The following is a 25,577-nucleotide window of genomic DNA, read 5'->3' as shown; positions in this document are numbered from 1 at the left end:
AGGGCGCGCCAGACCCTTACTGTGAAAGAAGGGTCAAACGATCAATGCCAAGAGCAAACGACCTTGCCGCACACACCGGCATCCATCAGGTCGAAACCTTTCTGGAAATCGTCAATGTGAATCTGATGCGTCAGCACTTTCTGCAGCGGGAAGCCCGTCAGCACCATCTGCGTCATCTTGTACCAGGTCTCGTACATGCGGCGGCCGTAAATGCCCTGCAGCGTGAGACCCTTGAAAATCACGCGGTCCCAATCGATGCCTGCACCCTTGGGCAGAATGCCCAACAGCGCGATCTTGCCACCGTTGTACATGCAATCGAGCATGTCGTTAAAGGCGCGCGGATTGCCGCTCATTTCCAGGCCGACGTCGAAGCCTTCCATGTGAAGGTCTTTCATCACGTCTTTCAGCGACTGGTTGGCAACGTTCACCACGCGCGTTGCGCCCATATCGGCAGCGAGCTTCAAGCGGTAATCGTTGACGTCGGTGACAACCACGTTACGTGCACCGACATGCTTGGCGATACCCGCGGCGATGATGCCGATCGGACCGGCGCCTGTAATCAGCACGTCTTCGCCGATCAGATCGAATTCCAGCGCGCAATGTGCAGCGTTGCCGTACGGATCGAAGAACGCCGCCAGTTCCGACGGAATCTGATCCGGAATCGGCCACAGATTCGATGCGGGCATCGTCATGTATTCGGCGAATGCGCCGTTGCGGTTCACGCCGATACCGACGGTGTTCGGGCACAGATGCTGACGTCCCGCACGGCAGTTGCGGCAATGGCCACACACGATGTGACCTTCGGCCGAAACGCGGTCGCCAATTTTGTAGCCCGTCACGCCGGGGCCGATTTCCACGACGCGGCCGACGAATTCGTGGCCAATGGTCAGGCCCGGTTTGATGGTGCGCTGGGACCATTCGTCCCACTTGTAGATGTGTAGGTCCGTACCGCAGATCGCGGTCTTCTCAAGTTTGATCAGCACCTCGTTAGGGCCGACTTCCGGTACGGGCACCTCTTCCATCCAAATGCCTTTCTCGGCATGGCGCTTGACCAGGGCTTTCATCGTTTGCGGCATGGGGGTTTCCAACAGCGGGCGGGGGAGTGAGACAAGACCGCAATTATAGATCGCCAGCCCGCTGCCCTGCCTTGACGCACTGCCGCATCAAAGGCGACGCCGTTACTGGGCGCCCAGCTGATCGTAAACCCGCTTGAATACGATGGGTTGTTTCATGTCCACCGGCGTCCACGTCTCGGTGACGGTCAGATGATGGCCATCCGCCGATTTCACCCAGTCCTGTTCCAGCCGGGTGCCATCGCTGAACTCCATCGTCAGGTGCATGCCATCCGACGAGAGCTGCGTCTGTATTTGTGCCGTGCCGTTGAGCGACGGACGCGTGACGCTATCGAACTTCGTATCGAGCCGATCGGTGTTGTTGAAGTCCACCTGCATGTCGGCAGTGCGTTGCTGGATGTTCAACAACGCATCGTCGGCGAAAAGGGGCGGGGTGGGATCGACCGGCCCTTTGTTCTTATCAAAGCTGTGGCTTTCTTCGTAGTCATGGTTACCGCCACCGCCGCCATGGCCCCCGCCGCCGCCTCCATGGTGTCCGCCGCCGCCGCCACCAAGCAGGTCACCTACCGTCGATGGCGCTGACCCGTTGTTGTTCGACGTATTCGCCGATGGCGCTTCCTCGTGCTTTTTTTCGACGTGATAGCGCTTGTTGACGTCTGAGGCACTGTCGCTCTGGGCATCGTTGAGCTGCCAGACGCCCGAGAAATCCGGTGCAGGCGGCGTTGCGGCTTTCGCGTTACCGCAAGAAAGTGATCCAACCGCGAGCATCAGGAATAACGAGCCAGAGAATTTCGATAGCGACATGTGCCGGGCTTCAAAAGGACGGTGAACGATCATTGTGCCCTCATTCGCAGGAGGTTTTGCAATCGAACGCGTCACGCACGATCCCGTGCACGCGCCTGCATGCTGTCAGCGCCGATTAGAATGGGCGATGCCCGTTGATCGCCGCCCGCTTGCCGTTTTCCTGATGGGTCCGACCGCGTCGGGCAAGACCGCGCTGGCTTGCGCCTTGAGCGAGCAGTTTCCGCTTGGCTTGATCAGCGTCGATTCGGCGCTGGTCTATCGCGGTTTGGATATCGGCAGTGCCAAGCCCGACGCAGCAACGCTGGTGTGTTATCCGCATGAACTGATCGATATCCGCGATCCCGCTCAACCCTATTCGGCTGCGGATTTCAGCGCTGATGCACAGGCAGCCATGCAACGCGTGCATCAAGCAGGCAAGGTGCCGTTGCTGGTAGGTGGAACCGGCCTTTATTTCCGGGCGCTGCAGCGCGGCCTGTCCAGCCTTCCCGAAGCCGACGCCGAGATACGGGCAAAGTTGGCCGAACAGGCCGCCGACATCGGCTGGAACGGTATGCATCGACGTCTGGCCGAACTCGACCCGGCTGCCGCCGAACGCATCAAGCCGGGCGACGCCCAACGCATTCAGCGCGCCCTGGAAGTCATCGAACTGACGGGCCAGCCGCTAAGCGTGCAGCAACAGGGTGGCCGGGGTGAGCCTTTCCCCTGGCGGGTGCTCAAGCTCGCATTGCTTCCCCAGGACCGCGCGCCTCTGCACGCCCGGATCGCCCGGCGTTTCGAAGACATGCTTCAGCACGGCTTGCTCGACGAAGTAGCCGCCTTGCGCAGGCGCGGCGACCTACGGCCGGATCTCCCAGCTATCCGTGCGGTGGGCTACCGCCAGGCCTGGGAGCACCTGGAAGGCCTCTACGACGCATCCGAGCTGCGCAACAGAGGCATCTTCGCCACCCGGCAGCTCGCCAAACGGCAGATCACCTGGTTGCGAAGCGAGCTCGACGCCCGCACGTTGGACCCAGAAAGTCCCCATACGGCTGCCCGGGCGGCCGATGCCGTCCGGCTATTCCTTGGATGACAGCTCTATGGCCATTTCTTAAGCGAGGATGTGACCCAGTTTTGTTATCTCTTTGTCATAACTTACAAAACTCTTTCAACCACGATTTAAAAGCGGTTAACATTCAAGTGAACTCGGGCCGGGGCGCCGTTTGGCCCCACATTTCTTCGGCCCATCCGTTGCACGTGGGGGAGAACAACAATGTCAAAAGGGCAATCCTTGCAAGATCCGTTTCTTAACGCTTTGCGCCGCGAGCGCGTACCGGTCGCTATTTACCTGGTCAACGGTATCAAGCTGCAGGGCACGATCGAATCGTTCGATCAGTTTGTCGTGCTGCTTCGCAACCAGGTCAGTCAGATGGTCTATAAACACGCCATCTCCACAGTGGTCCCGAGCCGTAACGTGCGTGTCGGCAACGGTCATGAAGGCCATGACGGCCATGAGAACCACCTCGAGGCGCACGCGTCGGCCGACGAAGGTTGATCCACTCTGTTTGATAGACAAAAGAAAGGCGAACGAGCCGTATTAGTCCTCCCGCATTCCCGCGGCGAGGGCGATACGGCAGAGCGTGCGGAAGAATTCGTCGAACTGGTGAAGTCGGCTGGCGCAGAAGTGCTGGCGACGATTCCTGCGCGCATCGAATCCCCGAATCCTCGTTACTACATCGGGACCGGCAAAGCCGAAGAGGTGGCCGAAGCCGTACGTGCGCTCGACGCAGATCTGGTGCTGGTCGACCATCTGCTCACGCCGGTGCAGGAACGCAACCTTGAGAAGTTGCTGAGCACTCGCGTGGTCGATCGCGCCGGGTTGATCCTCGACATCTTCGCTCAGCGCGCCCGATCGCACGAAGGCAAGATGGAAGTGGAGCTGGCGCAGCTCAAACATCTCGCTACCCGATTGGTACGCGGCTGGACGCACTTGGACGCCCAGCGCGGTGGTGCCATCGGCAACCGCGGTCCCGGCGAAACGCAGCTGGAAACCGACCGCCGCCTGCTGGCCGAACGCGTCAAGATGCTCAGCAAACGGTTGGAAAAAGTGCAGACGCAGCGCGTGCAGCAACGTCGCGCGCGTTTGCGCAATACCGTGCCGCGTGTGGCCTTGGTGGGGTACACCAACGCCGGCAAATCCACGCTCTTCAACAAGCTCACGCAGGGTGAGGTGTACGCGGCGGATCAACTGTTCGCCACGCTCGACCCCACTGTGCGCAAGCTCGACGATCTCAGTTGCGGACCTGCGGTAGTGGCCGACACCGTCGGCTTTATCCGCGAACTTCCGCACGATCTCGTCGCTGCCTTCCGTGGCACGTTGGCCGAAGCACGCGATGCGGATCTGCTTTTGCACGTCAGCGATGCCGCCGATGAAGAACGCGAGCGTCTGCATCGTGTGGTCGATCAAGTGCTGGAAGAAATCGGTGCGGGCGACGTGCCGCAACTGCACGTGATGAACAAGATCGATCTTGCCGGCGGCGAGCCGCGCATTGTGCGCGATATAGAGGGCGTGCCCCAGCAAGTGTGGGTTTCCGCAGCCACGGGCCAAGGTCTCGATCTGTTGCGCGATGCATTGGGTGAGGTACTGGGTGGCGATCGCATTCGCTCCGAACTGCTTTTGCCACTGTCAGCCGGCCGTCTGCACGCGCGACTTCACGCCGCGGGCGCCATTGCCGATGAAGCGGTGGACGAATACGGCTGGCGCTTGCGCATCGATGCACCGCGCAGCGTGCTGGCACCGCTCACCGGAGGCAAAGGTCCGGACATGGAGTTACTGCGCGACTTGCTTGGCAACCCCGACGCCGCCATCGACGCCCCGACACTAGACCCGTAACGCTAAACATTTGACCCTTCTCCCTTCGGGAGAAGGTGCCGGCAGGCGGATGAGGGTACGCCCGGTAGCGAACCACTGCGCCTCGACGCAAAACCCCGAACTCTCACCCTAACTCCTCCCGGCGGCCGAGAGGCCACCCGCGCCGCTCGTATTTCAACCGTCTCTGTTAGAATGCGACCGTTTGTGCACCACGCCTTTCTGGCTGCTTGCACGTCCACTCACCCGTCACCATGTCCCATCCAGCACAGAGCGTTTTCCGGCCGTTGTTGCCGGCCTCCCAGCGGCCTCAAGGAGACTGACCATGGCCTGGAACGAACCCGGAAACGGGCAGCGCGATCCATGGAACAAGAACAAGCGTAGTTCCGGTGGTAAATCGGGCATTGAGACCGCACTCAAGGATTCGTTAAAGCGGATCGGCAGGCTCGGCGGTCCGGGCGGCATCTTCACCATCATCGGGGCCATCATTCTGGCTTGGGTGTTGCTGAGCAGCTATGCCGTCATCGGTGCAGGGCAGGTCGGCGTAGTGCAGCGCTTCGGCGCCTATGCGCGCACGGTGGGCCCCGGCTTTCATTTCAAGCTCCCGACGCCGATCGAATCGGTCACGTCCGTCGCCACCTCGCGCGTGCGGGCCATGTCCGATCAGATTCGCATGTTGACCAAAGACGAGGACATCGTCGCCGTCGATTTCAACGTGCAGTATCAGGTCACCGATCCGCAGAAATACCTGTTCAACACGCGCGACCCGGACGGCACACTTAACGAAGCGGCCCAGGCTGCCGTGCGCACCGTGATTGGTGCGCAGCAGATGGACACCATCCTTACCGGTCAAAGCGACAACGCTGCGGCTGCCCCGACGCTTGCTGCCCTTCAACAGTCCGTGCGCAATCAGCTGCAGCACACGCTGGATGCATACAACTGCGGTTTGCAAGTCACCGATGTCAGCTTCCAGACGATTACGCCGCCGCAGGAAGTGAAAGACGCTTTCGATGACGTCAATGCGGCACGCCAGGATCGCCAAGGTGCGATCGATCAAGCACGCGCCAACACCAGCCAGGAAATTCCGCTGGCCAATAGCGACGCCAAGCGTCTTTCCGCCCAGGCCGATGCCTACAAAGCCGAACGCATCGCGCACGCGCAAGGCGATGTCGAGCGTTTCAACCTGATCCTGAAGGAATACAAAGCCGCGCCGGATGTCACGCGCCGCCGCCTATGGCTGGAAACGATGGAGCAGGTACTCAGCGTCAACAACAAGGTGATCGACGGTTCCGATGGCCGCAGCGTCATCAACATCACCAACGAACGCGAAACGCCGGCCACCAACTTGCCGGGCGTTGGAACCATCGCGCCGCCCGCGAACGATGAAGCGGACAAGGGGAAGCAGCCATGAAAACCACCGCTGCCATCATCATCGCGTTGCTCGTCTTGCTTGGCGTCAACAGCTTCTACACGGTGCAAGACGGTCAGACCGTGCTCGTCACCCAGTTCGGCAAAATTCTGCGTGCCGACAAGCAGCCTGGCCTGCATGCCAAATTGCCGCTGTCGCAACAGGCGCTCGTGCTCGACAACCGTATCCTTGCCTACGACGGTGCGCCCGAGCGCTACGCGACGTCCGACAAGCAAAGTATCAACGTCGATTACTACGTGAAGTGGCGCATCGATAACGCGGCCGATTATTACCGCGCAACCGGAGGCGACGAACTGCAAGCCGGGCAACGTCTCAGCCCCATCGTCAGCAACACGCTGCGTGACATCGTCAATACGCATACGTTGCAGCAGCTGGTCGGCGGCGGCCAGAACGATCTCACGGCGAACGCCATCCAGCAGTCCAACGCACAAGCGCAAAAAACGCTCGGTGTTTCTATTGTGGACGTGCGCATCACCGGCATCGAATTCCCGGATGACATCAAGACTGCCGTCTACAAACGCATGCAGACCGAGCGTCAGCAGCAAGCCGCCACCATTCGCGCCGACGGCAAGCAGCAGGCCGAAGCCATCAAGGCCGACGCCGATAGCCAGGCGCAGATCATCCGAGCCAATGGAGAAAGCGATGCCGAGCGCGTAAAAGGCGAGGGCGATGCCCAAGTCGCGCAGATCTACGCGCAGGCCGCCTCGCAAGATCCGGATTTCTTCGATTTCTACCGCAGCCTTGAGGCTTACAAGCAAGCCTTCGGCGACGGTAGGGGTACCATCATCCTGAAACCCGATTCCGAATTCCTGCGTTACTTCGGCAATCCTTCACCCGCGCCGGCGGGGCGTCGCTGACGTCATGCCGCGCGATTTATACGCTGCGCTTTGCCTTGTGCTGGTCATCGAAGGGCTTGTGCTATTCGCGGCGCCGAAAGGCTGGCAAACCATGATGCGCGAGGCCCAGAAGCTGGATCCGCGCACCCTGCGCATCTTCGGCGCGGCGGCCATAGGCGTAGGTTTGTTGACGCTCCAGCTGGTGCACTAACACTTTTCACCGCGCGGTAATCAATGCGCGCGATAAAGGTGCTCTGATTCATTCAGAGCATCCGCGAGACAAGGATGTCTCGCCCGCCCATCAGGTACGTAGGTGCTTGATGGGCGGAGGTGAGTCCGGACCTGTGCCGGACTCATCGTGTCGGAAGAAATCCTGGATGGATTTCTCCCGAGGACAAAAAATTCCCCGTTCCGCCGATCGGAACGTCTTTAGAGCGAGAAACATCATGGGCAAGTCAGTCGTAATTCTTGGCGCACAGTGGGGCGACGAAGGTAAAGGCAAAATCGTCGACCTGTTGACCGAACGCGTAGGCGCCGTCGCGCGCTTCCAGGGCGGCCACAACGCCGGCCACACCCTTGTCATCAAGGGCAAGAAGACCGTGCTGCACCTGATCCCGTCGGGCATTCTGCGCGACGACGCGCTGTGCCTGATCGGCAACGGCGTTGTGCTGTCGCCGGCCGCACTCAAGCAGGAAATCGAAGAACTCGAAGCGCAAGGTGTCAGTGTGCGTCCGCGCCTGAAGATCAGCCCGGCCACGCCGCTGATCATGCCGTACCACATCGCCGTCGATAAGGCGCGCGAAATCGCCGCAGGCGGCAAAGCCATCGGCACCACCGGCCGCGGCATTGGTCCGGCATATGAAGACAAAGTCGCGCGTCGCAGCGTGCGCGTGGCAGACCTGATGTATCCGCACGAACTGCCCGGTCTGATCAAAACCGCCGTCGAATACCACAACTTCATCCTCACCCAATGGTTGAAGGCCGAGCCGGTCGACTATCAAAAGGTGCTCGACGACGCACTCGCCTACGGCGAATTCATTCGCCCGATGGTCGACGACGTTGCCACCATCCTGCACGACGTGCGCAAAGACGGCGGCAACATCCTGTTCGAAGGCGCGCAAGGTGCGCTACTCGATATCGATCACGGCACCTATCCGTACGTCACCTCCAGCAACACCACCGTCGGTGGCGCGCTCGCCGGCACTGGCGTCGGCGCGGGCGATATCGACTACGTGCTCGGCATCTGCAAAGCCTACGCAACGCGCGTCGGTGGCGGTCCGTTCCCGACCGAACTCAACGACGAAATGGGCGAACGCCTGCGCAAGGTCGGCAACGAATTCGGCGCCAGCACCGGCCGTCCGCGCCGCTGCGGCTGGATCGATCTGGTTGCGCTGAAGCGTGCCGTGCAGATCAACGGCATCAACGGCCTCGCCATCACCAAGCTCGATGTGCTCGATGGCCTGGAATCCATCAAGGTCTGCATCGCGTACGAATACCGTGGCAAACGCCGTGAACTCGCACCGCTCGACGCCGACGGCTGGGCCGAATGCAAGCCCGTCTATCTCGAATTCCCCGGCTGGGAAGAATCCACCTGCGGCATCCGCGACTGGAACAAGCTGCCGCCGGCAGCGCGCGCCTACCTGCGCGCCGTCGAAGAACTCTCTGGCTGCCACCTCGCCATCGTGGCGACCGGTGCGGATCGCGAGGATACGATTGTGCTGGATGATCCGTTTGCATAAGCCTTAACCGCACGTGGAATGACATAAAAAGGGCCCTCTCGCGAGGGTCCTTTTTTGTCGTAGGGATGAAGAGCGACACGGAAAGGTTTGTTCAAAAGACCTTTAAGGCCCATAACTTGCTTGATGTCTTAACGGACTTGCCAACGCCACGGCGAGAAGCAAGGCCGGTATGAGCGCAGGCGTTGTATATCCCCCTGCGATCAACCGATAAGAGTATTTAGAGGACATGGGGTGAGCCCCGCGAATGTGACGCAGATGGTCCATAAATGCTGCGTCGCATTCGATACTCCATTTTAAGGGAGTGGTTAAGGGAGAGGTTTCTTGCGCGTCGTTTTGCTGCTCGCACTACTGCTGCTGGGCCATCTTGCTCTGGCGAACTGGAGTGGCCATACCGAAGATGCGTGGCCGCAGCTGGCCATGTTGGCTGTGCAGGCGACGGCACTGTGGGCGGTATTCACGCGCTACCGGCGCAGCCCGGCGCTGATCCGGTTGCCATGGTTGCTGCTGGCGCTGGCCGTCCTGATGCAGGTGCTGTGGGGAAGCACCAATCTGCTTACGACGGTGCTGGGTGACAAGGGCGGTTATCTGTACGCACTCGCCACGGTTTTCTCCAGCATGTATGTGATCCCATGCATATTCATGGTGTCGCGCTCGTTCGTGCGAGACGAACCTCGCGTCGTAGCCGCGCTGGATCTGGTCATGGCGTGCGTTATCGCGACACTGCTGTATGAGTTCTTCACGCATATGCTGAGCGGACCGCTCGCCAAAGATCCCAGCAGTATCTACGTAGTGCTCTATAACGCGGATGCGATTGATTTTTCGCTGGCCATCATGGCTATCCTGCGTTTGCTAGGTGCGCGCAGCTTCCGTTGGCGCTTCTTTTACTTTGCAGCCAGCAGCTATTTGTTGGTCAACGCCATCGTTGCGACCATCTATAACCGAGTAGAAATGCATGGCTTACCCTGGTGGGCCGGATCTCTGATAGATCTTCCCCACGCATTGCTGGCGCTGGTAGCGATACGACAGCCGCCGCGCTGGTTGCGCGCCTACCATCCATCCCTGGCGGTATCGCAAACCATCGCATCGCTTGCACCGATCATTCTGTCGATGACGGTCGTCATGCTCGGTTTCAGCATGACGCGAATCAGTTTTGTTGTGGGTCTGTTGACGGGCTGCGCATCCGTGTTGTTTTACGGCTTGCGCGTGGCATTCATCCAAGCCCGTCAAATGGACATGCTGCGCGCCGGTGACCTGAGCTCCTTGCGCCTGGAGCAACAAGTGGGACGCGATGCGCTCACCGGCATTGCCAACCGTGTGACCCTGGATACACGCCTGCGTGAAGCCATGGAGGAAGGACAGCGAACAAGCCACTACTGCGCGGTGTTGATGATCGATATCGATTTTTTCAAGCAATACAACGACAGCCTGGGCCACATCGCCGGCGACGCATGCCTGGTCAAGGTGGCTTCAGTGCTGAGTAGCCAACTGCGCGCACGCGATTCAGTCGCGCGCTACGGCGGCGAGGAATTTGTCGTCGTGCTGATGGATGCCAATGCGGAAGCTGCGGTAGAAGCGGCAAAGCGCATGACGGGTGCCATTGAACGTTTGAACATCCCACACCCGCTTAGCCCCTATGAGCGCATAACGGTGAGCATCGGCATCGCCATGCAGGCGGCCGATACTCCCATGGATCCCGTGTTCCTGCTGGAAGAGTCCGATCGGGCGCTTTACATGGCCAAGAAAAATGGCCGTGATCGCGTGGAAGTAGCCGATGAGTCAGCGCACGATTTGACTGCGGGATGGAATAAGTTCGATGTCCGCGGCAACACCATCATTTGAAGTCTGGTCTCGGCCCAGAGTGGACGTTATGCCAATGACTATGACGTTCTAGGCGTCGTTAGCGCCTTGTGCAGCCAGATCTTTCGAAAGGAAGACGCGAGAGGTGCCCGGAGGATCGCAAGGAATCTCGCCGAAAACCTTCCAGCCATTGTGGATGTAGAACTGGGGTGCCTGAAAGCTGATCGTGTAGAGCACCCCCGTTTTACAGCCTCTCCGTCGTGCCTCATCTTCGGCGGCTGCAAGAAGCCTGGTACCCAAGCCACTGCCGCGGAGTTCTTCGGGCAAGAAGAATAAGTCGATGAACAGGATGCCCATTGACGTGCGACCTGTAATGCCGCCCAGCGCCACTCCCGTGTTGGAATCGACTACAAGAACACCTAAAGGCGTGCGGTCGGAAATGTCGGTCGCAGCTACATTAAACAGATCGAGATCGTTGGAAATTTTTGCGACCACGTCAGAGGTGGGTGCTGCTGTTACGACAATATCGATGCTCACATTGCTTCTCGGTTTCAAGTCTCTGCAGAATTATAAATGGCGAAAGCTCACCATTAGCCGACAGCGGTCTTGCACATGAGACAGCTAGTGGGAAGCTTCAAAAAAGGGACAGAGCCTTTTTTATTTTCGGCGACTGACCAAGTATTAGAGATCAAGTTCGATATCGGTTGTGGGGCGCGCGCAGCATATAAGCACGTTGCCGTTGGCAGGCGGGTCGATGGGCTCTGGGTCATAGAGGGTTTGGCCGCCGATGAGCGCGGTTTCGCAGGTGTGACATACACCGGTGCGGCACGCCCAGCGAACTGGAACGTCGCAGGCTTCGGCGAACTCCAGCACGCTTTGGAATGCGTCGGACCAAGGTACGGCCAAGCCGCTTCGGCTGAATGAGACGGTTGGCCCATTGCCTTGAACGCCCTCCGGTGGATGCGGACGCCTAACAGCGCCACCGACGATGCCCGGCGTTATCGATGCTTCGCTCCCGAAGGTCTCCGTGTGGATATTTGCGCTCGCTACGCCAATGCCCTTCAGGCCTGTGAGGAGGCCAGACATGAAGTTCGACGGGCCGCAAATATAGAACTGCGCCGTGGCTGGTGCGCCCAGTCGTTGGATGGTCGAAGCGCTGATACGTTCTGCGACGTCGAAGTCACGCCCTAGTCGATCCTCGGTGCGAGGTTGACTGTAGGCGATAAAGGCATGGACGTGAGGCAGCGCATCGAGCAAGTGACGTACTTCCGAAGCAAAGGGGTGCTCGGCGCCGTTACGTGCGCCATGAATCCAATATACATCGCGATCTTCGGCGGCTCGATCCGCCACGAGTTGATGAAGCATGCCGAGCACAGGCGTGATTCCGATGCCTGCACTCAAGAAAACGATCGGTGCTTTATCACTCCGTAAGGTAAATGCTCCTCGCGGTGCGCTGACTTCGATAACGTCGTTCGCGTGGACGCCACTGTGTATGTAGCGACTTCCATCACCGGAGCCGAGCTTGACGCTAACGCGATATACGCCTCCTTCGCCGATGTTGGAGATGGAGTAGCTGCGCGTCACCGTACCGCTTCCGTTGGCACCAGGAAGACGCAGCACCACGAACGATCCGGCAGCAGGAGGGGCGAGAGAAGGCGGCTCATTGGCTGATAGGAGCAGCGACGTCACGTCATCGCTCTCTTTAACGACACCGACCACCTTGAGCGCGCGGAAACCCTGCCACGCTACCGCTGGAAGCACCGGCCCGAGCCCTGCGTTGCCTGGCAATCCCGTGCTCGCTAGTAATGCATCGAAAGAACGTTTCCATCCGGGACTAAGCGATGGTTCGTTTGCAGCGTGGCGCACGCGATCCTCAGGATGATCCGGCAAATAGAGCAGCGCATCGGTTTCGGCGACGGTTATCGCTTCACGTCCTTGCGCGATGCGAATGATTTCGTCGCCGACGCCGATGTCTCCCTCTTCGATGACTCGAAAATAGAATCCGGGCTTTCGATGCGAAACGAGCAGTGCCGGCATGCGTGGTTCGTTCATCCGTATGCCGACGCGATAGCACGTGACACGCGGCGCCGACACTTCGAACAGCGCGCCGCCAATGCGATACCTGTCACCGATGCATACCTGATCGTCAGCTAGCCCATCGACGGTCAGGTTTTCACCGAACATGCCGTATTCGGTGAGACTTCGGCGCAGGACTTGCTCCCAGTATCGGTAGGAGGCGACCTGATAAACCATGATGGCTCGATGCAAGCCACCATGACCTTGGCGATCTCCCTGGGCATCGCCGTCGAGATTCAGGCGCCGCGCCATCACTCGCCCGTTTACCGGTCGCTTCCAGATAGCAGTGCGAACGATCTTGCCCCGCCACTCCACATCTGCTGGAAGGCCGACATTGACAGAAACGACGTGGCTCATGGCTCAGGTCTCTGCAAGCATCGAAGGCAGGCTAAAAAGCGCATGCTACGCGCTTCCCGTCTCAAGGCGGACATTCAGTTGCATTTATTCAACGTGGACAGAAATGCCCGGTTAGTTTCATGGATCCACCGGTAGGCGTACTCTTGCGCATATAGGCAACCATGCAGGCGCAAATGCTTGCGGCGGCTTCACGTAAGCGGCAACAGACGATAACCATGATGGAGGGGACAAAATGAGCAAAGGTATGGATTCAAAAAAGAGCGACAAGAAAAAACCGGCCAAAACCATGAAAGAGAAGAAGGCGGCCAAGCAGGAAAAGAAGAAGAACGCCAAGTAATCGGGTCGCCATAAGGCGGGCGCGTGTAGCGGCGACGTCTTGTCTGGATGTCGCAGCTCATTTCGAGCGATTGTGCCCACGGCATCCGCTTTGGACCCGAAGCGGACCCACTGATACCCGTATCGGCGATCTGAGATGGCCGATACGGGCGCGTCCCCCTTGAGGGCTACGCCTCCATTCCGAGCCATCCTTCTCCAGCCGCTAGCGATACAAATTGTTCGAGCGAGGCGCCCAGATGTTCGATAGCGTTGAGTTGGGATGGCTGGGTGACATCGTTCAACGAGGCCAATAGCTCAAGCGTTGCATTCCTTCCGTGTTCTGTCAGCGCGAGGAGGATTTGTCGGCGGTCCGTCGATGAGCGGTGCCGGCGCACCAAGCCCGCTCGTACCAGATCGTCGAGCAATCTCGTCAAATACGCGGCGGTAATTTTCGTTTCAGATTTCAGTTCCAGCTGCTTGCATGTCGGCTTGCTTGAAAGACGGGCGAGAACGAGCCAATGCAACAGCGTTAGACGATCGTTCGCTCCTGAAGCAAGATGCACCACCTGTTCTATGGCGTGGGTCGCGTACTTCAACGTTCTGGCGACTTCCGCCACCTTGTAGATGGTTTCCGTCGACGCTTGCATGCCGACGCTCGTGAATGGATGTGGTGCGGTCGCCGCGAGCTTTTTTTGCTGGCGAGAATGATGCGTCGCGTGCTTGTTCATGGTTACTCCGCAGCGAGTGTGGCGCTGATGACAGGCGTGCCCTGTCGTAGTTCTTAAATCGACCGACGCGGATGTTCACTCACACGTCAGTCGAATCATCGATGCATCGACGGTAGCGTTGCTTCAATGCCGACGTCCTTACTTCGCATCACCAGCCATATTTTTGTGAATGATCTGAGCGACCTGCTCGTCAGCGTGGGCCAACTGCTGCTGAAAGACATCCGTACTGAAAGCCGCCTGCGTCGGGGCGTTCTGAGCAAGCATCAGACCGTTCTCATTGTGCAAGTTCACCGTCGTATCCATCGACATGCCGATGCGTAGCGGGTGTTGATCCAGCTGCTTGGGATCGGTGAACACTACGCGCACGGGAATGCGCTGGACGATCTTGATCCAGTTGCCGGTAGCGTTTTGTGCCGGCAGTAACGCGAATGCGCCGCCCGTTCCCACGCCCAGTTCCAACACCTTGCCGTCGTATTTGACCGCATGGCCGTAGACGTCCGAGGTCACTTCCACGGGTTGGCCGATGCGCATGTGAGTAAGTTGGGTTTCTTTGAAGTTGGCATCGATCCACACTTCGTGCAGCGGTACAACGGCCATCAGATCTGCACCAGGTTGTACGCGTTGACCGACCTGCACGGTGCGTTTGGCGACATAGCCGGTTACCGGTGCCACCATGGTCGTGCGAACTTCAGTGAGGTAGGCAGCGCGATATTGAGCGGCGGCGGCTTTGACATCCGGATGCGACGTGACGATGGTGTCGTCCACCAATACTCTATTGGTCTGCAATTGCTGCTCAGCCGTCGTGAGCGAGCTTTCGGCCGCGGTCAATGCGTCTCTTGCGTGCGAGAGTTCTTCCGCGGAGATGGCACCTGAGCTGGCCAAGGTAACGCGGCGTTCGTAGTCGGCCTTCGCCTTCTGCAACGCGACCTGTCTTACCGCCACATCGGCCTGCGCACCTGACACCGTACTGTACAGACCACGCACCTTGCGCACCGTGTTGGCGAGATTTGCAGAGGCGTTCTGTAGTGCGACATCGGCGTCGGCTTTATCAAGCGTAACCAACACGTCACCCTGCTTTACGAAGTCACCATCGTCGGCACCGATGCTGACCACGGTGCCCGTGATCTGCGGTGTGATCTGCACTATGTTGCCGTTGACGTACGCGTCGTCGGTGCCTTCGTACCAGCGACTTTCCAGAAAATACCAAGTGCCAAAACCTATGGCGCCCACGAGGATACATACCCCAAGGACGCGCAGCATGAAGCTGCGGCTTTTTTTCTTGGATTGCGCGGCTTCGTTAGAAGCCGAAGAGATTTGAGTAGACATGACGGCTGCCTCAAGAGCGATGATGGATAAGGGAAGAAGAGTTCGCATCGGCAGCAACGGCCGGCACGTTAGGAGCGGGCTGGCTTGGGCGATAGCCGCCACCGAGCGCCTGAATGATTTGCACCGAGTAATCGATTTGTTCGGCATGCAGCGTGGCCATCCGATCTTGGGCGACCAGCAATTCCTGGCGCACACTGAGGGCTTCCAGATAGCTGCCAATGCCGGCTTGGTAGCGTTGTTCGGCTAGTGTCCAAGCATCGTTGGCCGCATCGAGTGCGCGCTGCTGCGCGTCGATCTGCACTTGCAACGAGGCGAGTGCATCGTTGTCGTCGCATACTTCGTTGACGGCACGCACGAGCGCATCGTTGTACTGCGCCACGGCTAGATCGTATTGCGCATCTTTGCCGTTCAAGTCCGCGCGGCGGCGACCGCCATCAAAGATAGGCAGGCTGATCGCCGGACCGGCGTCGTAAAAGCGGGACTTCGCCTGGAAGAGATTGCCGCCGCCGAACGCGGCTAGTCCTGCCAATGCGGTGATGTTGACGTTGGGAAGGAACTGGGTCTTGGCTGCGTCGATGTCCTTATCGGCCGCTTCCACGCGCCACCGCGCGGCGACGAGGTCGGCGCGATGCCCCAGCAGATCGACGGGTAGGTTGGATGGGATACTCAGTGCGTCCGGCGACAACAGCTGGGGTCGGGCGATCGCAAGGCCGCGATCAGGACCTTTGCCCAACAGCACGGATAGTGCGGAGCGCGCTGCATCGATCGCACGATCCGCTTGTGCCTTTTGACCCTGTGCACTGGCGACTTCTGAATCGCTCTGCTTGAGCTGCACCTGACTATCGATGCCAGCAGCAACACGTTGTTGCGTCAGCTTGCGCACGTCTGTTGCACGCTGCAGCTCCGCCGATGCGACATCCTGTTGTGCATAGGCGTAGCCGAGTTGCACGTATGCGCGAGCGACGTTCGTGGACAGTTCGATGCGCGCCGCGTGTGCGTCAACTTCCGCAGCGCGCTGTTGTCCGAGAGCAGCCTCCCATGCAGCGCGTTCGCCGCCCCAAAGATCCAGATCCCATTTGAAACTGACGTCCACATACTTGAAGGCGCTGTTATGGCCATTGCCAAGAGGGCCTAGCGTTTTTGGCGCACGAACTTCGGAAACGCTTCCGCCGGCGTCCACTTCCGGCTTGCGGTCAGCATCGGCCTCCGACGCTTCGGACTGTGCTTGGCGCGCCCGCGCGTCGGCTTCTGCGAGGCTCGGGTTGTCGTGCAAGGCCTCGGCAATCAGTGCGTTGAGCTGGCTGTCGCCCAATGAAGTCCACCAGTCAGCTTCGGGCCACGCGGCGGGCGACACCTTTACGTTTGCGAGGGTGCGCGTAACCGCGAGAGAGTTGGGGTTGATGGGCGCGCCGTTCGGACGCAGGCCACCGCTGCTGGCACATCCTGCCAGTGCGAGGCTCATTCCGACCGCGGCCGCAATTCGATGAACACGCATGGTCTTAGTCTCAGTAAGTGGGGTGGGGGTTATCGGATGGAGCGCGCAAGCGCTTCGGTCTTAAGAGCGTTAACGTTGGGTGTCGGCGTCGATGAACTTGCCAAGCAGGCGCTGCAGTTCTTTAAATTCGGCTTTGCTGAAGTTCTTCAGACGCCCGTTCAACACTGGCAGGGCGATACTTGGAATCTCTGCAGCAATCGCCTCGCCTTTTCTGGTCAACTTCAGATCGATGACACGGCGATCTGTGTTGCTACGGGAACGCTTCAGGAATCCCTTTGCTTCCAGCTTGTCCAGCATGCGGGTCATCAGACCGGTGTCGATGCTGAGAAGTTTGGACATCTCGAAGGGCGTGGCGGCAATACCGCGACTGAGCCACAGGACAATGCCCATTTGCTGGCTGGTAATGTCGAGCGGCTCCAAGGCAGCATCCATGTCCGCAATCACAAGGTTGCGCGCTTTCGTCAACATGAAGCCGATGCTTTGCGTCGTCGAAAAGGTTTTCTTTGTGTAATGTTCCATGTCCAAGTCCTCGGAGCCCTTGTAGGCGTAGTGCGGCAATGTGTTATTGGTTTTTCGGTTAGCGGTCGTATCGGCGAATCGTCAGTGGCCGCCAGCCGTTGCCGCTCCAGCCGCCGCATCCTTGCTCGGATGAGTGATCCAAATCAGCGGAATGATCACGATGAAGAGGATTGCGGATATCCAAAAGATGTCGTTGAGACCGAGCATGGCGGCTTGTGCATCCAATTCGTTCTCGACGAAGGCGAGCGCATTGGAAGCACCGATCTGCAGCGTCGACTGCACGTGTGCGATCGAACCCGTGAAGATCGGGTTGTAGCTGTTAGCCTGTTCGACCAGTCGTGCATGATGCAGCGTCGTGCGGTCGTACCAGCCATTGGCCAGCAGCGAGGTTCCAACGGCACCCGCGAAGACGCGCACGAAGTTCGATAAGCCCGCGGCGGAGGGAATCTTGTCGGGCGACAGACCCGACAGGATGATCGCGGTCAGCGGCACGAAGAATAGAGCGGTCGGAATACCCTGCAGCAGTGTCGGCAGGATCAAGGTGTATTGATCGATGTCGGTGGTGTACACCGAGCGCATGAAGAAGACAGCGGCAAACCCGGCGAAGGCCACTGTGGCCAATATGCGTGCATCCGTCTTGATCATCAACTTGCCCATGACCGGCGCAAGGACCACAGCGAAAATGCCCAGCGGAGCAGTCACCAATCCTGCATCGACCGCGCGATAACCGAGGTACTCCTGAATCCACTGCGGCAGAAGCACCAGGTTCGCGAAGAAGATCGCGTAGGCCACGGAGATCGCTATGGTGCCACCGCGGAAATTGCGCACGGCGAACAGTCGTAGATCGACGATCGGCTTCTCTTCGGTTAGCTCCCAGATCACAAAGAACGCGAATCCGATCAGCGCAATGACGCCCAGCGCACAGATCACAGGTGAGTTGAACCAATCTAGATCTTTGCCTTTGTCGAGCAAGATTTGAAGTGCAGCGACCCAGCCGATCAGGGCAAGCAGACCAACCGTATCAATCGGCAAACGACGAGTGGCCGTTTCACGGTCGCGATAAATCCACCACACAGCTGCGGCGGCGAATATGCCTACCGGTACGTTGATGTAGAAGATCCACGACCAGCTGTAACTGTCGGTGATCCAGCCGCCCAAAGCCGGACCTGCGATGGGGCCGACCGTTGCCGTCATGGCCCACAACGACAACGCGCTACCGCTTTTCTCTTTTGGGAACGTGGTGAGCAGCAGCGCTTGCGACAACGGTATGAGTGGACCAGCCGACACGCCCTGTAGCACGCGGGCCGCCAACAACACCGTGAGGTTGGGTGCTATGCCGCACAACGCAGACGAAATCGTGAACAGCAGAATCGCAGCAACGAACAGCTTGACCTGACCGATGCGTTGAGTGAGCCAGCCCGTGAGTGGGATCGCCACCGCGTTGGCGGCGGAAAATACGGTGATCACCCACGTTCCTTCGTCCACCGACACACCAAGATCGCCTGACAGTGTGGGAATGGCGACGTTAGCGATGGAGGAGTCGAGTACGTTCATGAACGTGGCGAGTGCAACGGCGAAAGCGCCGATAGCAAACCGCATACCTGTTAGAGGGGCCGGTGCAGCGGCGGAAGTGGATGCGCTCATGGTGGGGTCCAGTGCGGCGATGGGGTTGTGAGTGCGGCGCTTGACGGGCCGAATATCTGACTAGTCAGATAAATGGGTGAAAAACGGCGAACCGTTGCCTGACGGGCGTTTGAAGGGGTGGTCATCTTTGCTCCTCACGCTGGCTGAAGCGTTGGAGGCAACGGTGGCGGTAGGGACCATCCGTGCAGGCGTCGTCAGCGGGGACGTCGCGGCCAGCCATGATGGCAAGCTGTGGCGTTGACGATCAATGGCGATCGCGGCCAGCGTCATCTGGGTTTTGCAGGGCGTTGCCCCTTCCTGTTGCTCGATAGTGAACATGTCTCTCGCCTCGTCCCGCCGGTCGTGACCGCGCTCATGCGGTCCGTACCGCGATATTTGTCTGTAGGCAGACAATAACGTTAGACGATAAACAAGTCAATAGGCGGATAGTTCGTTAGCTTATTATTTATATATCATTGTTTTTATTGCCATGTTTGTTCTTTCAGGGGATTGTCGTATAGCATACAATCCACTTATAGATAGTTTTGGCGAGAGAAAATCCTTTGACAGACGACGATTCGATCAACGAACAAAGCTTTCCGACCTCCTATCTGCGCGAGGCCTACCTGCGCCGGTTTCCGCTGGCTGCTGCTCAGCGCCTGGAGACGGTCTTCACGCTCAAATCGGTGAGCCAGCAGATCAACAACGTGTTGAACGAATGGCTGGAAGGCACCGCAGGGTCACCCTCGCGATTTCAGGCGCTCGCGTTGTTGTGGGGTGCAGGCGATCGCTTTGTTCCGCATCAGGAAATCATTGCGGCGTTGCAGGTCAAGCGCGCGACAGTTTCTGCGCTGATGTTTTCTCTGGAGCAAGAAGGTCTGGTGCAATCGATCGGCGATGAGAAAGACAGACGCCGATTACTCGCGAAGCTGACAGAGAAGGGCAGGAACGTCATTGCCAGCGCGTTGGAGTTGAATGCGCACAGGTTGGAGAAAGTGTTTGTTGATCTCTCGCCAGATGAATTGCAATTGCTGCAAAGCTTGCTGCGGCGCATGCGAGATGGCTTCGTCCAGGTTTCCAACGAAAAAATTAAAGCCTGATTGTTTTCGGGATTAAAGGGCGCACCCATTCGGAATATCCGTCTCGCCGATGTCCGCTTTCGATCCGCATTTCGCTTGTCATCATCGCCCAATGGGGCCGTTGGTGGTATGCCCGGCGCGAGCACTTTCATGATTTAATCGATAGCGCCTAGGGGCGAAAATCTGAATGGTTGAAAGGGGATGCCTCGGGTATCGAGGCATTGAACGTTTATCTAGGGAGGGTAGTCATGAAGCGCGTTCTGCTTGGTATCGTGTGGTTTGTCGTTTTATACATTGGTAGTTGTGCCGCCATTGGTTTTGTTGCGGGAGGTATCGCGGGAGTGAACGATCCTGCGCACGCCGCGGAAGCCGGAAGAGAAGCGGGGCAACGCGTGGTGAAACCCGCTGTTCCTTATTTGTTCGGCGGATCGATATTGTTGGCGATCTTTGGAACGGCCTATGGTGTGTTGCCGGGTACAAAGAAAAAACAAAGCTGATCGCCTAGACAGAACGGGCGGCTTGAGTTCAAGGCTCAAGTCGCCCGTTTTTGTTTTCAAAATTCGCGATGTCAATCGCTGACGATCGTATTTCTTCCGCGTTGCTTTGCCTGATACATCCGTTTGTCGGTCGCTTCGATAAACGGAATTACTTCATCGCCGCATTCCGGAGTGGTTGTGTTGAGGCCAATGCTCACGGTCAGATATTTGCCGACCTCCGAACCCTTGTGCGGAATATGCTCGCTGGCGATCAGCTCTCGGCAGTGCGAAGCGATTTTGTAAGCTTCGCTTTCGTTGGTATCCGGCAGGATGACGATGAATTCCTCGCCGCCGAAGCGGGCGACGAAATCACGCGGACGTTTCGAGGCAACGGTAAGAAGTTTGGCGACGCGTTTTAAGCATTGATCGCCTTCCAGGTGGCCGTAGTGGTCGTTGTATTGCTTGAAGCAGTCGATATCCAGCATTAGCACCGACAACGGTTGCTTGTTACGGCACGCATTGCTCCATTCGGTTTCCATCACCACATCGAAGCGGCGGCGGTTGGCCACGCCGGTGAGACCGTCTTTGAAGGAGAGTTCTTCGAGTTCGCGGCGCAACGCGGCGAGTTGTTCTTCCGTGCGTTTGCGTTCGCTGATGTCGAACATGAAGCCGACCAGCGAATCCACGTCGCCGTTTTCCTTGCGCACGACGTGCACCACGTCGCGAATCCATACGAAATCGCCGTCTTTGTTGAGTGCGCGATAGTCCGCCTCGTGATCGATGCCGGCCTTGGACTGCGCCACGCAGAAGTTGACGGCCCAGTCGCGATCTTCCGGATGGATGCGCTCGGCCCAGTCTTGAACCGTCGCCCAGCTCGATTGTTCCCAGCCCAGCAGCGCTTCGATCTGCGGGCCGATGTAGGCGAACTGCATGGTGTCCCAATCGATCTTCCAGGGAATGGCGCGGGTCGACTCCAGGAGCGTTTTGTACGTAGCGCCATCCATGTCCATCTTGCTTTCGATTGTCGTCATCGTTGTCAGGTCCGTTCAAAGGCGTGCCGCGCGAGCGGGCTGGTGTTGGATGTTGTGGCAGACCACAACCTTGTACGGCAAGCAATAGGTGTGCCTTGCGCAAGTGATCCCATAGGTCCCCTTGCATGGGTTGCACAAGGCGAGATGCCGGGATCTGGCGCTTTATCGAAGGGAGGCTCCCCATGCTTGCCGAGGCAAGCGCGTCGAACGTCTTGTTGTTGGCGCATGCCACCTGGCACTGGTCGATCAGATATTGACGCTGTTCGATGTACGCCGTCTACGCCATGGATGTCATCCCTACGGCGTGTGCCACGTTAAAATAGGTCCTGTTCCACCCACAACCCGTCACATGGAGTGCCTTATGTCCCCACTACTCAGGAAGACCATTGGGTCGTTGTTCTTTGCAGCGCCTTTCGTTGCAGCGTCGCTGACGGGTGCTGTGTATGCCCAGGATTCCGCGCCGGCCAGCAGCAGCTCGGTGCCCACCGACAAGGATCTGGCGAAGTCGGACTGCATCATCGGCGAAGAGCGTTTTCTCCCTGGCGACTATTACTACTGCCTCGGCACGCTGACCTACGGCCAGCACAACTACAGCGATTCGCAGCGATTCTTTACGACGGCAGCTAGCTGGGCCAGCAAGCCCGCGCAGTTCGTGCTGGGTGTGATGGCGTTGAACGGCGATCAACAGCCGCGTAATCGCGCACTGGCGCTGGCGTGGTTGGCGTTGGCATCTGAGCGTTCCGATTCCCGTTTCAAGGCTTCCTACGATCAGGTCTACAAGGCCTCGACGATGGCCGAACGCAGGGCCGCGGACGATTTGCTTGCGAAGATGCGCCCCGTTTATGGCGATGCGACGGCTGCGGTGCGCGCGGAAAAGCGCTATCAGGACGGCATGGCCATGCTGCAGCGCCAGGATACGCCGCCGGGCCAGATGTACTGCATGGAGGGGGTGACGGATCAGCTCTCCGGACCGCAGCGTCCGTGTCAGCCGGTCATGATGTACACCGAAACGATCGACAAAGCCGCCGTCAATGTATTCGATGGCTGGACGGGCCATGTCACCGTGGGGCCGGTGGAGCAGGTCTCTGCGCCGGGCAAATCATCGAGCGGTGCAAACTGAAGCATCTCTACCTGTCGATCGCAAAAGGCCCCGCATACGGGGCCTTTCTTTTGCAGCCATTTTTCGAAAATGCAGGTTTTTCAGGGAACCATGACCATAGTCATGACTTCCGGCGGTATCTGGCCATTCATCACCCATAGCACCATGCCGCATCTGTGCATCGCGCAGCAAACAGGGCGAGCAGTCGATTGACCCGAGGGGTGGGGTTGCTCGCGTATCGACCGGCATGCCGGTCAACCGATTCGAGAGGATGTCATGCGTCGTATTCTTTTTTCCGCCATCGCGCTGGCGTTAGCCGGTGCGTCGATGAGTGGCGTGGCTGCCGCGCAGTCGGCTGCACCGTCTGCCGAGGTCATTGGCACCACGCAGTTGCCGCGCGACGTGCGACCCACGCATTACGACGTTGCCGTGACCCCGCATGCCGATTCGCTCACGTTCGATGGCAAGGTTACGGTCGCGGTCGAGGTGATCAAGCCCACGGCAAGCATCACGCTGAATGCGATCGACTTGACGTTCTCGTCGGTAAGCCTGTCGCCGGTATCTGGTCAGGCGAGCTTTGCGGCACCGAAAGTGTCCATCGACGCCAAGGCGCAAACCGCGACGTTCACGTTTGCGAAGCCGCTGCCCATCGGCAGTTACAAACTGTCGATGGATTACAGCGGCAAGATCGGCACGCAGCCGGTGGGTTTGTTCGTGCTCGATTACGACACCAAAGCCGGAAAGAAGCACGCGCTGTACACGCAGTTTGAAAACTCCGATGCACGCCGTTTCATTCCTTCATGGGATGAGCCTGCTTACAAGGCCACATTCAGCCTGACCGCCATCGTGCCGTCCGACGACATGGCGGTGAGCAACATGCCTGCCGCGCAGAAAACCGATCTTGGCAATGGCATGACGCGCGTGCAGTTCCAGCAGTCGCCGAAGATGTCCACGTATCTGCTGTTCTTCGGCGCAGGCGAATTCGATCGTGCGACTACCACGTCGGATGGCACCGAGATTGGCGTCGTCACGCAGAAAGGCGTCTCGTCGCAGGCAGGCTTCGCGCTGGATTCGGCAAAAGCCGTGCTGCACGAGTACAACGATTACTTCGGCACCCCCTATCCGTTGCCCAAGCTCGATAACGTCGCCGCACCCGGTACCAGCCAGTTCTTCGGCGCGATGGAAAACTGGGGCGCCATCTTCACCTTCGAATACGTGATGCTGCTCGATCCGTCGATCTCCACACAAGGCGACAAGGAAGAAGTCTTCGGCGTCGAAGCGCACGAAATGGCGCACCAGTGGTTCGGCGACCTGGTCACCATGCGCTGGTGGGACGATCTGTGGCTCAACGAAGGTTTTGCCTCGTGGATGGCTACGCGTACTACTGAAAAGCTGCACCCGGAATGGCACGCCGAACTGGATACGGTGGGCATTCGCGAGTCGGCCATGTCGCTCGATTCCGTCGCGACGTCGCATCCCATCGTGCAGCGCATCGAAACGGTGGAGCAGGCCAATCAGGCTTTCGATGCCATCACCTATTCCAAGGGCGAATCGGTGATTCGCATGCTTGAGAATTACATCGGTGCCGATACGTGGCGCGATGGCGTGCGCCGTTACATCAAGGATCACGCGTACAGCAACACGGTGTCCGACGATTTGTGGCGCGCCATGGAAACCGTCACCAACAAGCCGGTGACCACGATTGCACACGATTTCACGTTGCAGCCGGGCATTCCGTTGATCCGCGTGACGTCGGAAACTTGCAAGAACGGCAGCACCACGCTGGCGTTGACGCAGAGCGAGTTTACGCGCGATCGTCCGAACAAGACGCCGTTGCGCTGGCATGTGCCCGTTATCGCCGAATCGATCGGTGGCAAGACGGTCAGCGCGATTGTCGATGGTCATGCATCGCTCGTGGTGCCGGGTTGCGGTCCGGTTGTGGTCAATGCAGGCCAGGCCGGCTACTACCGCACGCTGTACACACCCGCCGCATTCAATGCGCTCAGCGCGGATTACGCGAAGATGCAGCCGATCGATCAGATCGGTTTGATGGAGGACACGTACGCGCTGGGCATGGCCGGTAACGAACCTGCCTCGCTGGTTATGGACTTGATCAAAGCCGCACCCGACGACAGCAATCCGGCGTTGTGGGCAACGATGGCCGAGCTGCTGAGCAGCTTCGACAGTTACTACCGTGACACGGGCGCGCGTCAACAGCAGTTCCGTAGCTTTGCGATCGCACGACTTGAGCCGGAACTGACACGCATTGGTTGGGAAGCCAAGCCCGACGAACCGACCATGGTGACCAACCTGCGTCAGCAATTGATCGGCGTGCTTGCTTCGTTGGACGATCAGAATGTGGTGAACGAGGCGCGCCGCCGTTACGCCGCGCAGTCGACGGACCCGAAAGCCATTCCTTCGGCCTTGCGCAAGACGATTTACGCCGTCGTCGCCACGCATGCCGATGCGGCAACGTGGGATCAGCTGCACACGCAAGCGCAGACCGAAAAGACCCCGTTAATCAAGGCGGGTCTGTACGACATGCTCGCGTCGTCGGAAGACGAAGCGTTGGCCAAGCGCGCGCTGGATCTGTCGATTACCGATGAGCCCGGTGCCACCACCAGCGCCAACATGATCGACACCGTTTCGCGACTGCATCCCGACATGGCTTTCGATTTCGTCGTCGCACATCGTGAGAAGGTTGAGAAGCTCGTCGACGGTCCGTCGCTTAGCCAGTACTACCCGCGCGTGGCGCGCATGTCGCTCGATCCGGCCATGGTCGGCAAGTTGAACGACTTCGCCAACGCACATATCGCCGCCTCGGCGCGCCGCAATGTGAATACGGCGATTGCCAACATTCAATACCGTATCGGCGTGCGCAACCAGCGCCTGCCGGCTATCGATGCGTGGTTGAAGAAAAACGGTTGATG

Annotated in this window: 23 protein-coding genes; 12 read left to right on the top strand and 11 right to left on the bottom strand. The window is 58.8% G+C overall.

The features are described 5' to 3' along the window. Positions 1 to 41: 41 nt before the first annotated feature. Positions 42 to 1,076 carry an L-threonine 3-dehydrogenase gene (gene tdh, locus VK725_RS01350; protein WP_325316266.1) on the bottom strand — a complete coding sequence of 345 codons (1,035 nt, stop codon included), beginning with the start codon at positions 1,074 to 1,076 and terminating at the stop codon, positions 42 to 44. 102 nt (positions 1,077 to 1,178) lie between these two features. Then, a complete protein-coding gene (locus VK725_RS01345; RefSeq protein ID WP_325316265.1) occupies positions 1,179 to 1,877 on the bottom strand; it encodes a hypothetical protein in 699 nt (232 codons plus the stop codon). A 127-nt stretch (positions 1,878 to 2,004) separates the two neighbouring features. Here VK725_RS01345 and miaA point away from each other — a divergent pair, with 127 nt between their 5' ends. The 8 genes from miaA (at position 2,005) to VK725_RS01305 (ending at position 10,565) form a co-directional block, all read left to right on the top strand. Further along, the gene (miaA, locus tag VK725_RS01340) at positions 2,005 to 2,946 is read left to right on the top strand and encodes a tRNA (adenosine(37)-N6)-dimethylallyltransferase MiaA (RefSeq protein ID WP_325316264.1); all 942 of its coding nucleotides are present in this window, start codon (positions 2,005 to 2,007) and stop codon (positions 2,944 to 2,946) included. 180 nt (positions 2,947 to 3,126) lie between these two features. After that, entirely contained in the window at positions 3,127 to 3,408 is a 282-nt protein-coding gene (gene hfq, locus VK725_RS01335) for an RNA chaperone Hfq (protein WP_126671967.1), read from the top strand. A 6-nt stretch (positions 3,409 to 3,414) separates the two neighbouring features. After that, positions 3,415 to 4,746 carry a ribosome rescue GTPase HflX gene (gene hflX, locus VK725_RS01330; RefSeq protein WP_325316325.1) on the top strand — a complete coding sequence of 444 codons (1,332 nt, stop codon included), beginning with the start codon at positions 3,415 to 3,417 and terminating at the stop codon, positions 4,744 to 4,746. Between the two features lie 301 nt (positions 4,747 to 5,047). Beyond that, positions 5,048 to 6,133, top strand: a complete 1,086-nt coding sequence (gene hflK / locus VK725_RS01325; protein ID WP_325316263.1) for an FtsH protease activity modulator HflK — start codon at positions 5,048 to 5,050, stop codon at positions 6,131 to 6,133. Then, positions 6,130 to 7,008, top strand: coding sequence for a protease modulator HflC (gene hflC / locus VK725_RS01320; protein ID WP_325316262.1), 879 nt, complete (start codon positions 6,130 to 6,132; stop codon positions 7,006 to 7,008). The genes hflK and hflC overlap by 4 nt, the downstream gene beginning before the upstream one ends. A 4-nt stretch (positions 7,009 to 7,012) precedes the next feature. Then, entirely contained in the window at positions 7,013 to 7,198 is a 186-nt protein-coding gene (locus tag VK725_RS01315) for a DUF2065 domain-containing protein (RefSeq protein WP_325316261.1), read from the top strand. Between the two features lie 235 nt (positions 7,199 to 7,433). Then, on the top strand, positions 7,434 to 8,726 hold the full coding sequence (locus VK725_RS01310) for an adenylosuccinate synthase (RefSeq protein WP_325316260.1): 1,293 nt from the start codon (positions 7,434 to 7,436) through the stop codon (positions 8,724 to 8,726). 321 nt (positions 8,727 to 9,047) lie between these two features. Then, positions 9,048 to 10,565 carry a GGDEF domain-containing protein gene (locus VK725_RS01305; protein WP_325316259.1) on the top strand — a complete coding sequence of 506 codons (1,518 nt, stop codon included), beginning with the start codon at positions 9,048 to 9,050 and terminating at the stop codon, positions 10,563 to 10,565. Positions 10,566 to 10,613: 48 nt separating this feature from the next. Here VK725_RS01305 and VK725_RS01300 read toward each other — a convergent pair whose 3' ends face one another. The 8 genes from VK725_RS01300 to VK725_RS01265 form a co-directional block, all read right to left on the bottom strand. Next, positions 10,614 to 11,060, bottom strand: a complete 447-nt coding sequence (locus VK725_RS01300; RefSeq protein ID WP_325316258.1) for a GNAT family N-acetyltransferase — start codon at positions 11,058 to 11,060, stop codon at positions 10,614 to 10,616. Between the two features lie 144 nt (positions 11,061 to 11,204). Beyond that, positions 11,205 to 12,956, bottom strand: coding sequence for an MOSC and FAD-binding oxidoreductase domain-containing protein (locus VK725_RS01295; protein WP_325316257.1), 1,752 nt, complete (start codon positions 12,954 to 12,956; stop codon positions 11,205 to 11,207). 503 nt (positions 12,957 to 13,459) lie between these two features. Further along, positions 13,460 to 13,999, bottom strand: a complete 540-nt coding sequence (locus tag VK725_RS01290) for a MarR family winged helix-turn-helix transcriptional regulator (protein ID WP_325316256.1) — start codon at positions 13,997 to 13,999, stop codon at positions 13,460 to 13,462. Positions 14,000 to 14,137: 138 nt separating this feature from the next. Beyond that, a complete protein-coding gene (locus VK725_RS01285; RefSeq protein WP_325316255.1) occupies positions 14,138 to 15,325 on the bottom strand; it encodes an efflux RND transporter periplasmic adaptor subunit in 1,188 nt (395 codons plus the stop codon). Between the two features lie 10 nt (positions 15,326 to 15,335). After that, the gene (locus VK725_RS01280; RefSeq protein ID WP_325316254.1) at positions 15,336 to 16,820 is read right to left on the bottom strand and encodes an efflux transporter outer membrane subunit; all 1,485 of its coding nucleotides are present in this window, start codon (positions 16,818 to 16,820) and stop codon (positions 15,336 to 15,338) included. Positions 16,821 to 16,889: 69 nt separating this feature from the next. After that, positions 16,890 to 17,378, bottom strand: coding sequence for a MarR family transcriptional regulator (locus VK725_RS01275; protein WP_325316253.1), 489 nt, complete (start codon positions 17,376 to 17,378; stop codon positions 16,890 to 16,892). A gap of 42 nt (positions 17,379 to 17,420) precedes the next feature. Further along, on the bottom strand, positions 17,421 to 18,983 hold the full coding sequence (locus VK725_RS01270) for a DHA2 family efflux MFS transporter permease subunit (protein WP_325316252.1): 1,563 nt from the start codon (positions 18,981 to 18,983) through the stop codon (positions 17,421 to 17,423). 60 nt (positions 18,984 to 19,043) lie between these two features. Continuing rightward, positions 19,044 to 19,301: a hypothetical protein gene (locus VK725_RS01265; RefSeq protein WP_325316251.1), complete on the bottom strand. Its 258-nt coding sequence runs from the start codon at positions 19,299 to 19,301 to the stop codon at positions 19,044 to 19,046. Between the two features lie 224 nt (positions 19,302 to 19,525). On the opposite strand from VK725_RS01265, the gene VK725_RS01260 reads away from it, so the two are divergent. Both VK725_RS01260 and VK725_RS01255 read left to right on the top strand, forming a co-directional pair. Beyond that, entirely contained in the window at positions 19,526 to 20,062 is a 537-nt protein-coding gene (locus tag VK725_RS01260; protein WP_325316250.1) for a MarR family winged helix-turn-helix transcriptional regulator, read from the top strand. Positions 20,063 to 20,289: 227 nt separating this feature from the next. After that, positions 20,290 to 20,538 carry a hypothetical protein gene (locus VK725_RS01255; protein WP_325316249.1) on the top strand — a complete coding sequence of 83 codons (249 nt, stop codon included), beginning with the start codon at positions 20,290 to 20,292 and terminating at the stop codon, positions 20,536 to 20,538. A gap of 71 nt (positions 20,539 to 20,609) precedes the next feature. Here the strand turns inward: VK725_RS01255 and VK725_RS01250 are convergent, their stop codons facing one another. Beyond that, positions 20,610 to 21,548, bottom strand: a complete 939-nt coding sequence (locus VK725_RS01250) for a sensor domain-containing diguanylate cyclase (RefSeq protein WP_325316248.1) — start codon at positions 21,546 to 21,548, stop codon at positions 20,610 to 20,612. A gap of 361 nt (positions 21,549 to 21,909) precedes the next feature. Between VK725_RS01250 and VK725_RS01245 the strand changes: the two genes are divergently transcribed. Then, positions 21,910 to 22,668 (top strand): hypothetical protein, encoded by a 759-nt coding sequence (locus VK725_RS01245; RefSeq protein ID WP_325316247.1) that lies wholly within the window; start codon positions 21,910 to 21,912, stop codon positions 22,666 to 22,668. Positions 22,669 to 22,923: 255 nt separating this feature from the next. Then, complete coding sequence (locus VK725_RS01240) at positions 22,924 to 25,575, top strand: M1 family metallopeptidase (RefSeq protein ID WP_325316246.1); 2,652 nt, start codon at positions 22,924 to 22,926, stop codon at positions 25,573 to 25,575. Positions 25,576 to 25,577 lie beyond the last annotated feature (2 nt).

Source organism: Dyella sp. (genome assembly GCF_035486915.1).
Taxonomy (GTDB): domain Bacteria; phylum Pseudomonadota; class Gammaproteobacteria; order Xanthomonadales; family Rhodanobacteraceae; genus Dyella_B.
Note: the sequence above shows the minus strand (reverse complement) of the source record. Positions and strands in the feature narration are given on the sequence as shown.

Bases quoted from the DNA above. Each gene is read 5' to 3' on its own strand.
- tdh (WP_325316266.1), bottom strand. From the start codon at position 1,076: ATGCCGCAAACGATGAAAGCCCTGGTCAAGCGCCATGCCGAGAAAGGC.
- VK725_RS01345 (WP_325316265.1), bottom strand. From the start codon at position 1,877: ATGTCGCTATCGAAATTCTCTGGCTCGTTATTCCTGATGCTCGCGGTT.
- miaA (WP_325316264.1), top strand. From the start codon at position 2,005: ATGCCCGTTGATCGCCGCCCGCTTGCCGTTTTCCTGATGGGTCCGACC.
- hfq (WP_126671967.1), top strand. From the start codon at position 3,127: ATGTCAAAAGGGCAATCCTTGCAAGATCCGTTTCTTAACGCTTTGCGC.
- hflK (WP_325316263.1), top strand. From the start codon at position 5,048: ATGGCCTGGAACGAACCCGGAAACGGGCAGCGCGATCCATGGAACAAG.
- hflC (WP_325316262.1), top strand. From the start codon at position 6,130: ATGAAAACCACCGCTGCCATCATCATCGCGTTGCTCGTCTTGCTTGGC.
- VK725_RS01315 (WP_325316261.1), top strand. From the start codon at position 7,013: ATGCCGCGCGATTTATACGCTGCGCTTTGCCTTGTGCTGGTCATCGAA.
- VK725_RS01310 (WP_325316260.1), top strand. From the start codon at position 7,434: ATGGGCAAGTCAGTCGTAATTCTTGGCGCACAGTGGGGCGACGAAGGT.
- VK725_RS01295 (WP_325316257.1), bottom strand. From the start codon at position 12,956: ATGAGCCACGTCGTTTCTGTCAATGTCGGCCTTCCAGCAGATGTGGAG.
- VK725_RS01290 (WP_325316256.1), bottom strand. From the start codon at position 13,999: ATGAACAAGCACGCGACGCATCATTCTCGCCAGCAAAAAAAGCTCGCG.
- VK725_RS01285 (WP_325316255.1), bottom strand. From the start codon at position 15,325: ATGTCTACTCAAATCTCTTCGGCTTCTAACGAAGCCGCGCAATCCAAG.
- VK725_RS01280 (WP_325316254.1), bottom strand. From the start codon at position 16,820: ATGCGTGTTCATCGAATTGCGGCCGCGGTCGGAATGAGCCTCGCACTG.
- VK725_RS01270 (WP_325316252.1), bottom strand. From the start codon at position 18,983: ATGAGCGCATCCACTTCCGCCGCTGCACCGGCCCCTCTAACAGGTATG.
- VK725_RS01265 (WP_325316251.1), bottom strand. From the start codon at position 19,301: ATGTTCACTATCGAGCAACAGGAAGGGGCAACGCCCTGCAAAACCCAG.
- VK725_RS01255 (WP_325316249.1), top strand. From the start codon at position 20,290: ATGAAGCGCGTTCTGCTTGGTATCGTGTGGTTTGTCGTTTTATACATT.
- VK725_RS01250 (WP_325316248.1), bottom strand. From the start codon at position 21,548: ATGACGACAATCGAAAGCAAGATGGACATGGATGGCGCTACGTACAAA.
- VK725_RS01245 (WP_325316247.1), top strand. From the start codon at position 21,910: ATGTCCCCACTACTCAGGAAGACCATTGGGTCGTTGTTCTTTGCAGCG.
- VK725_RS01240 (WP_325316246.1), top strand. From the start codon at position 22,924: ATGCGTCGTATTCTTTTTTCCGCCATCGCGCTGGCGTTAGCCGGTGCG.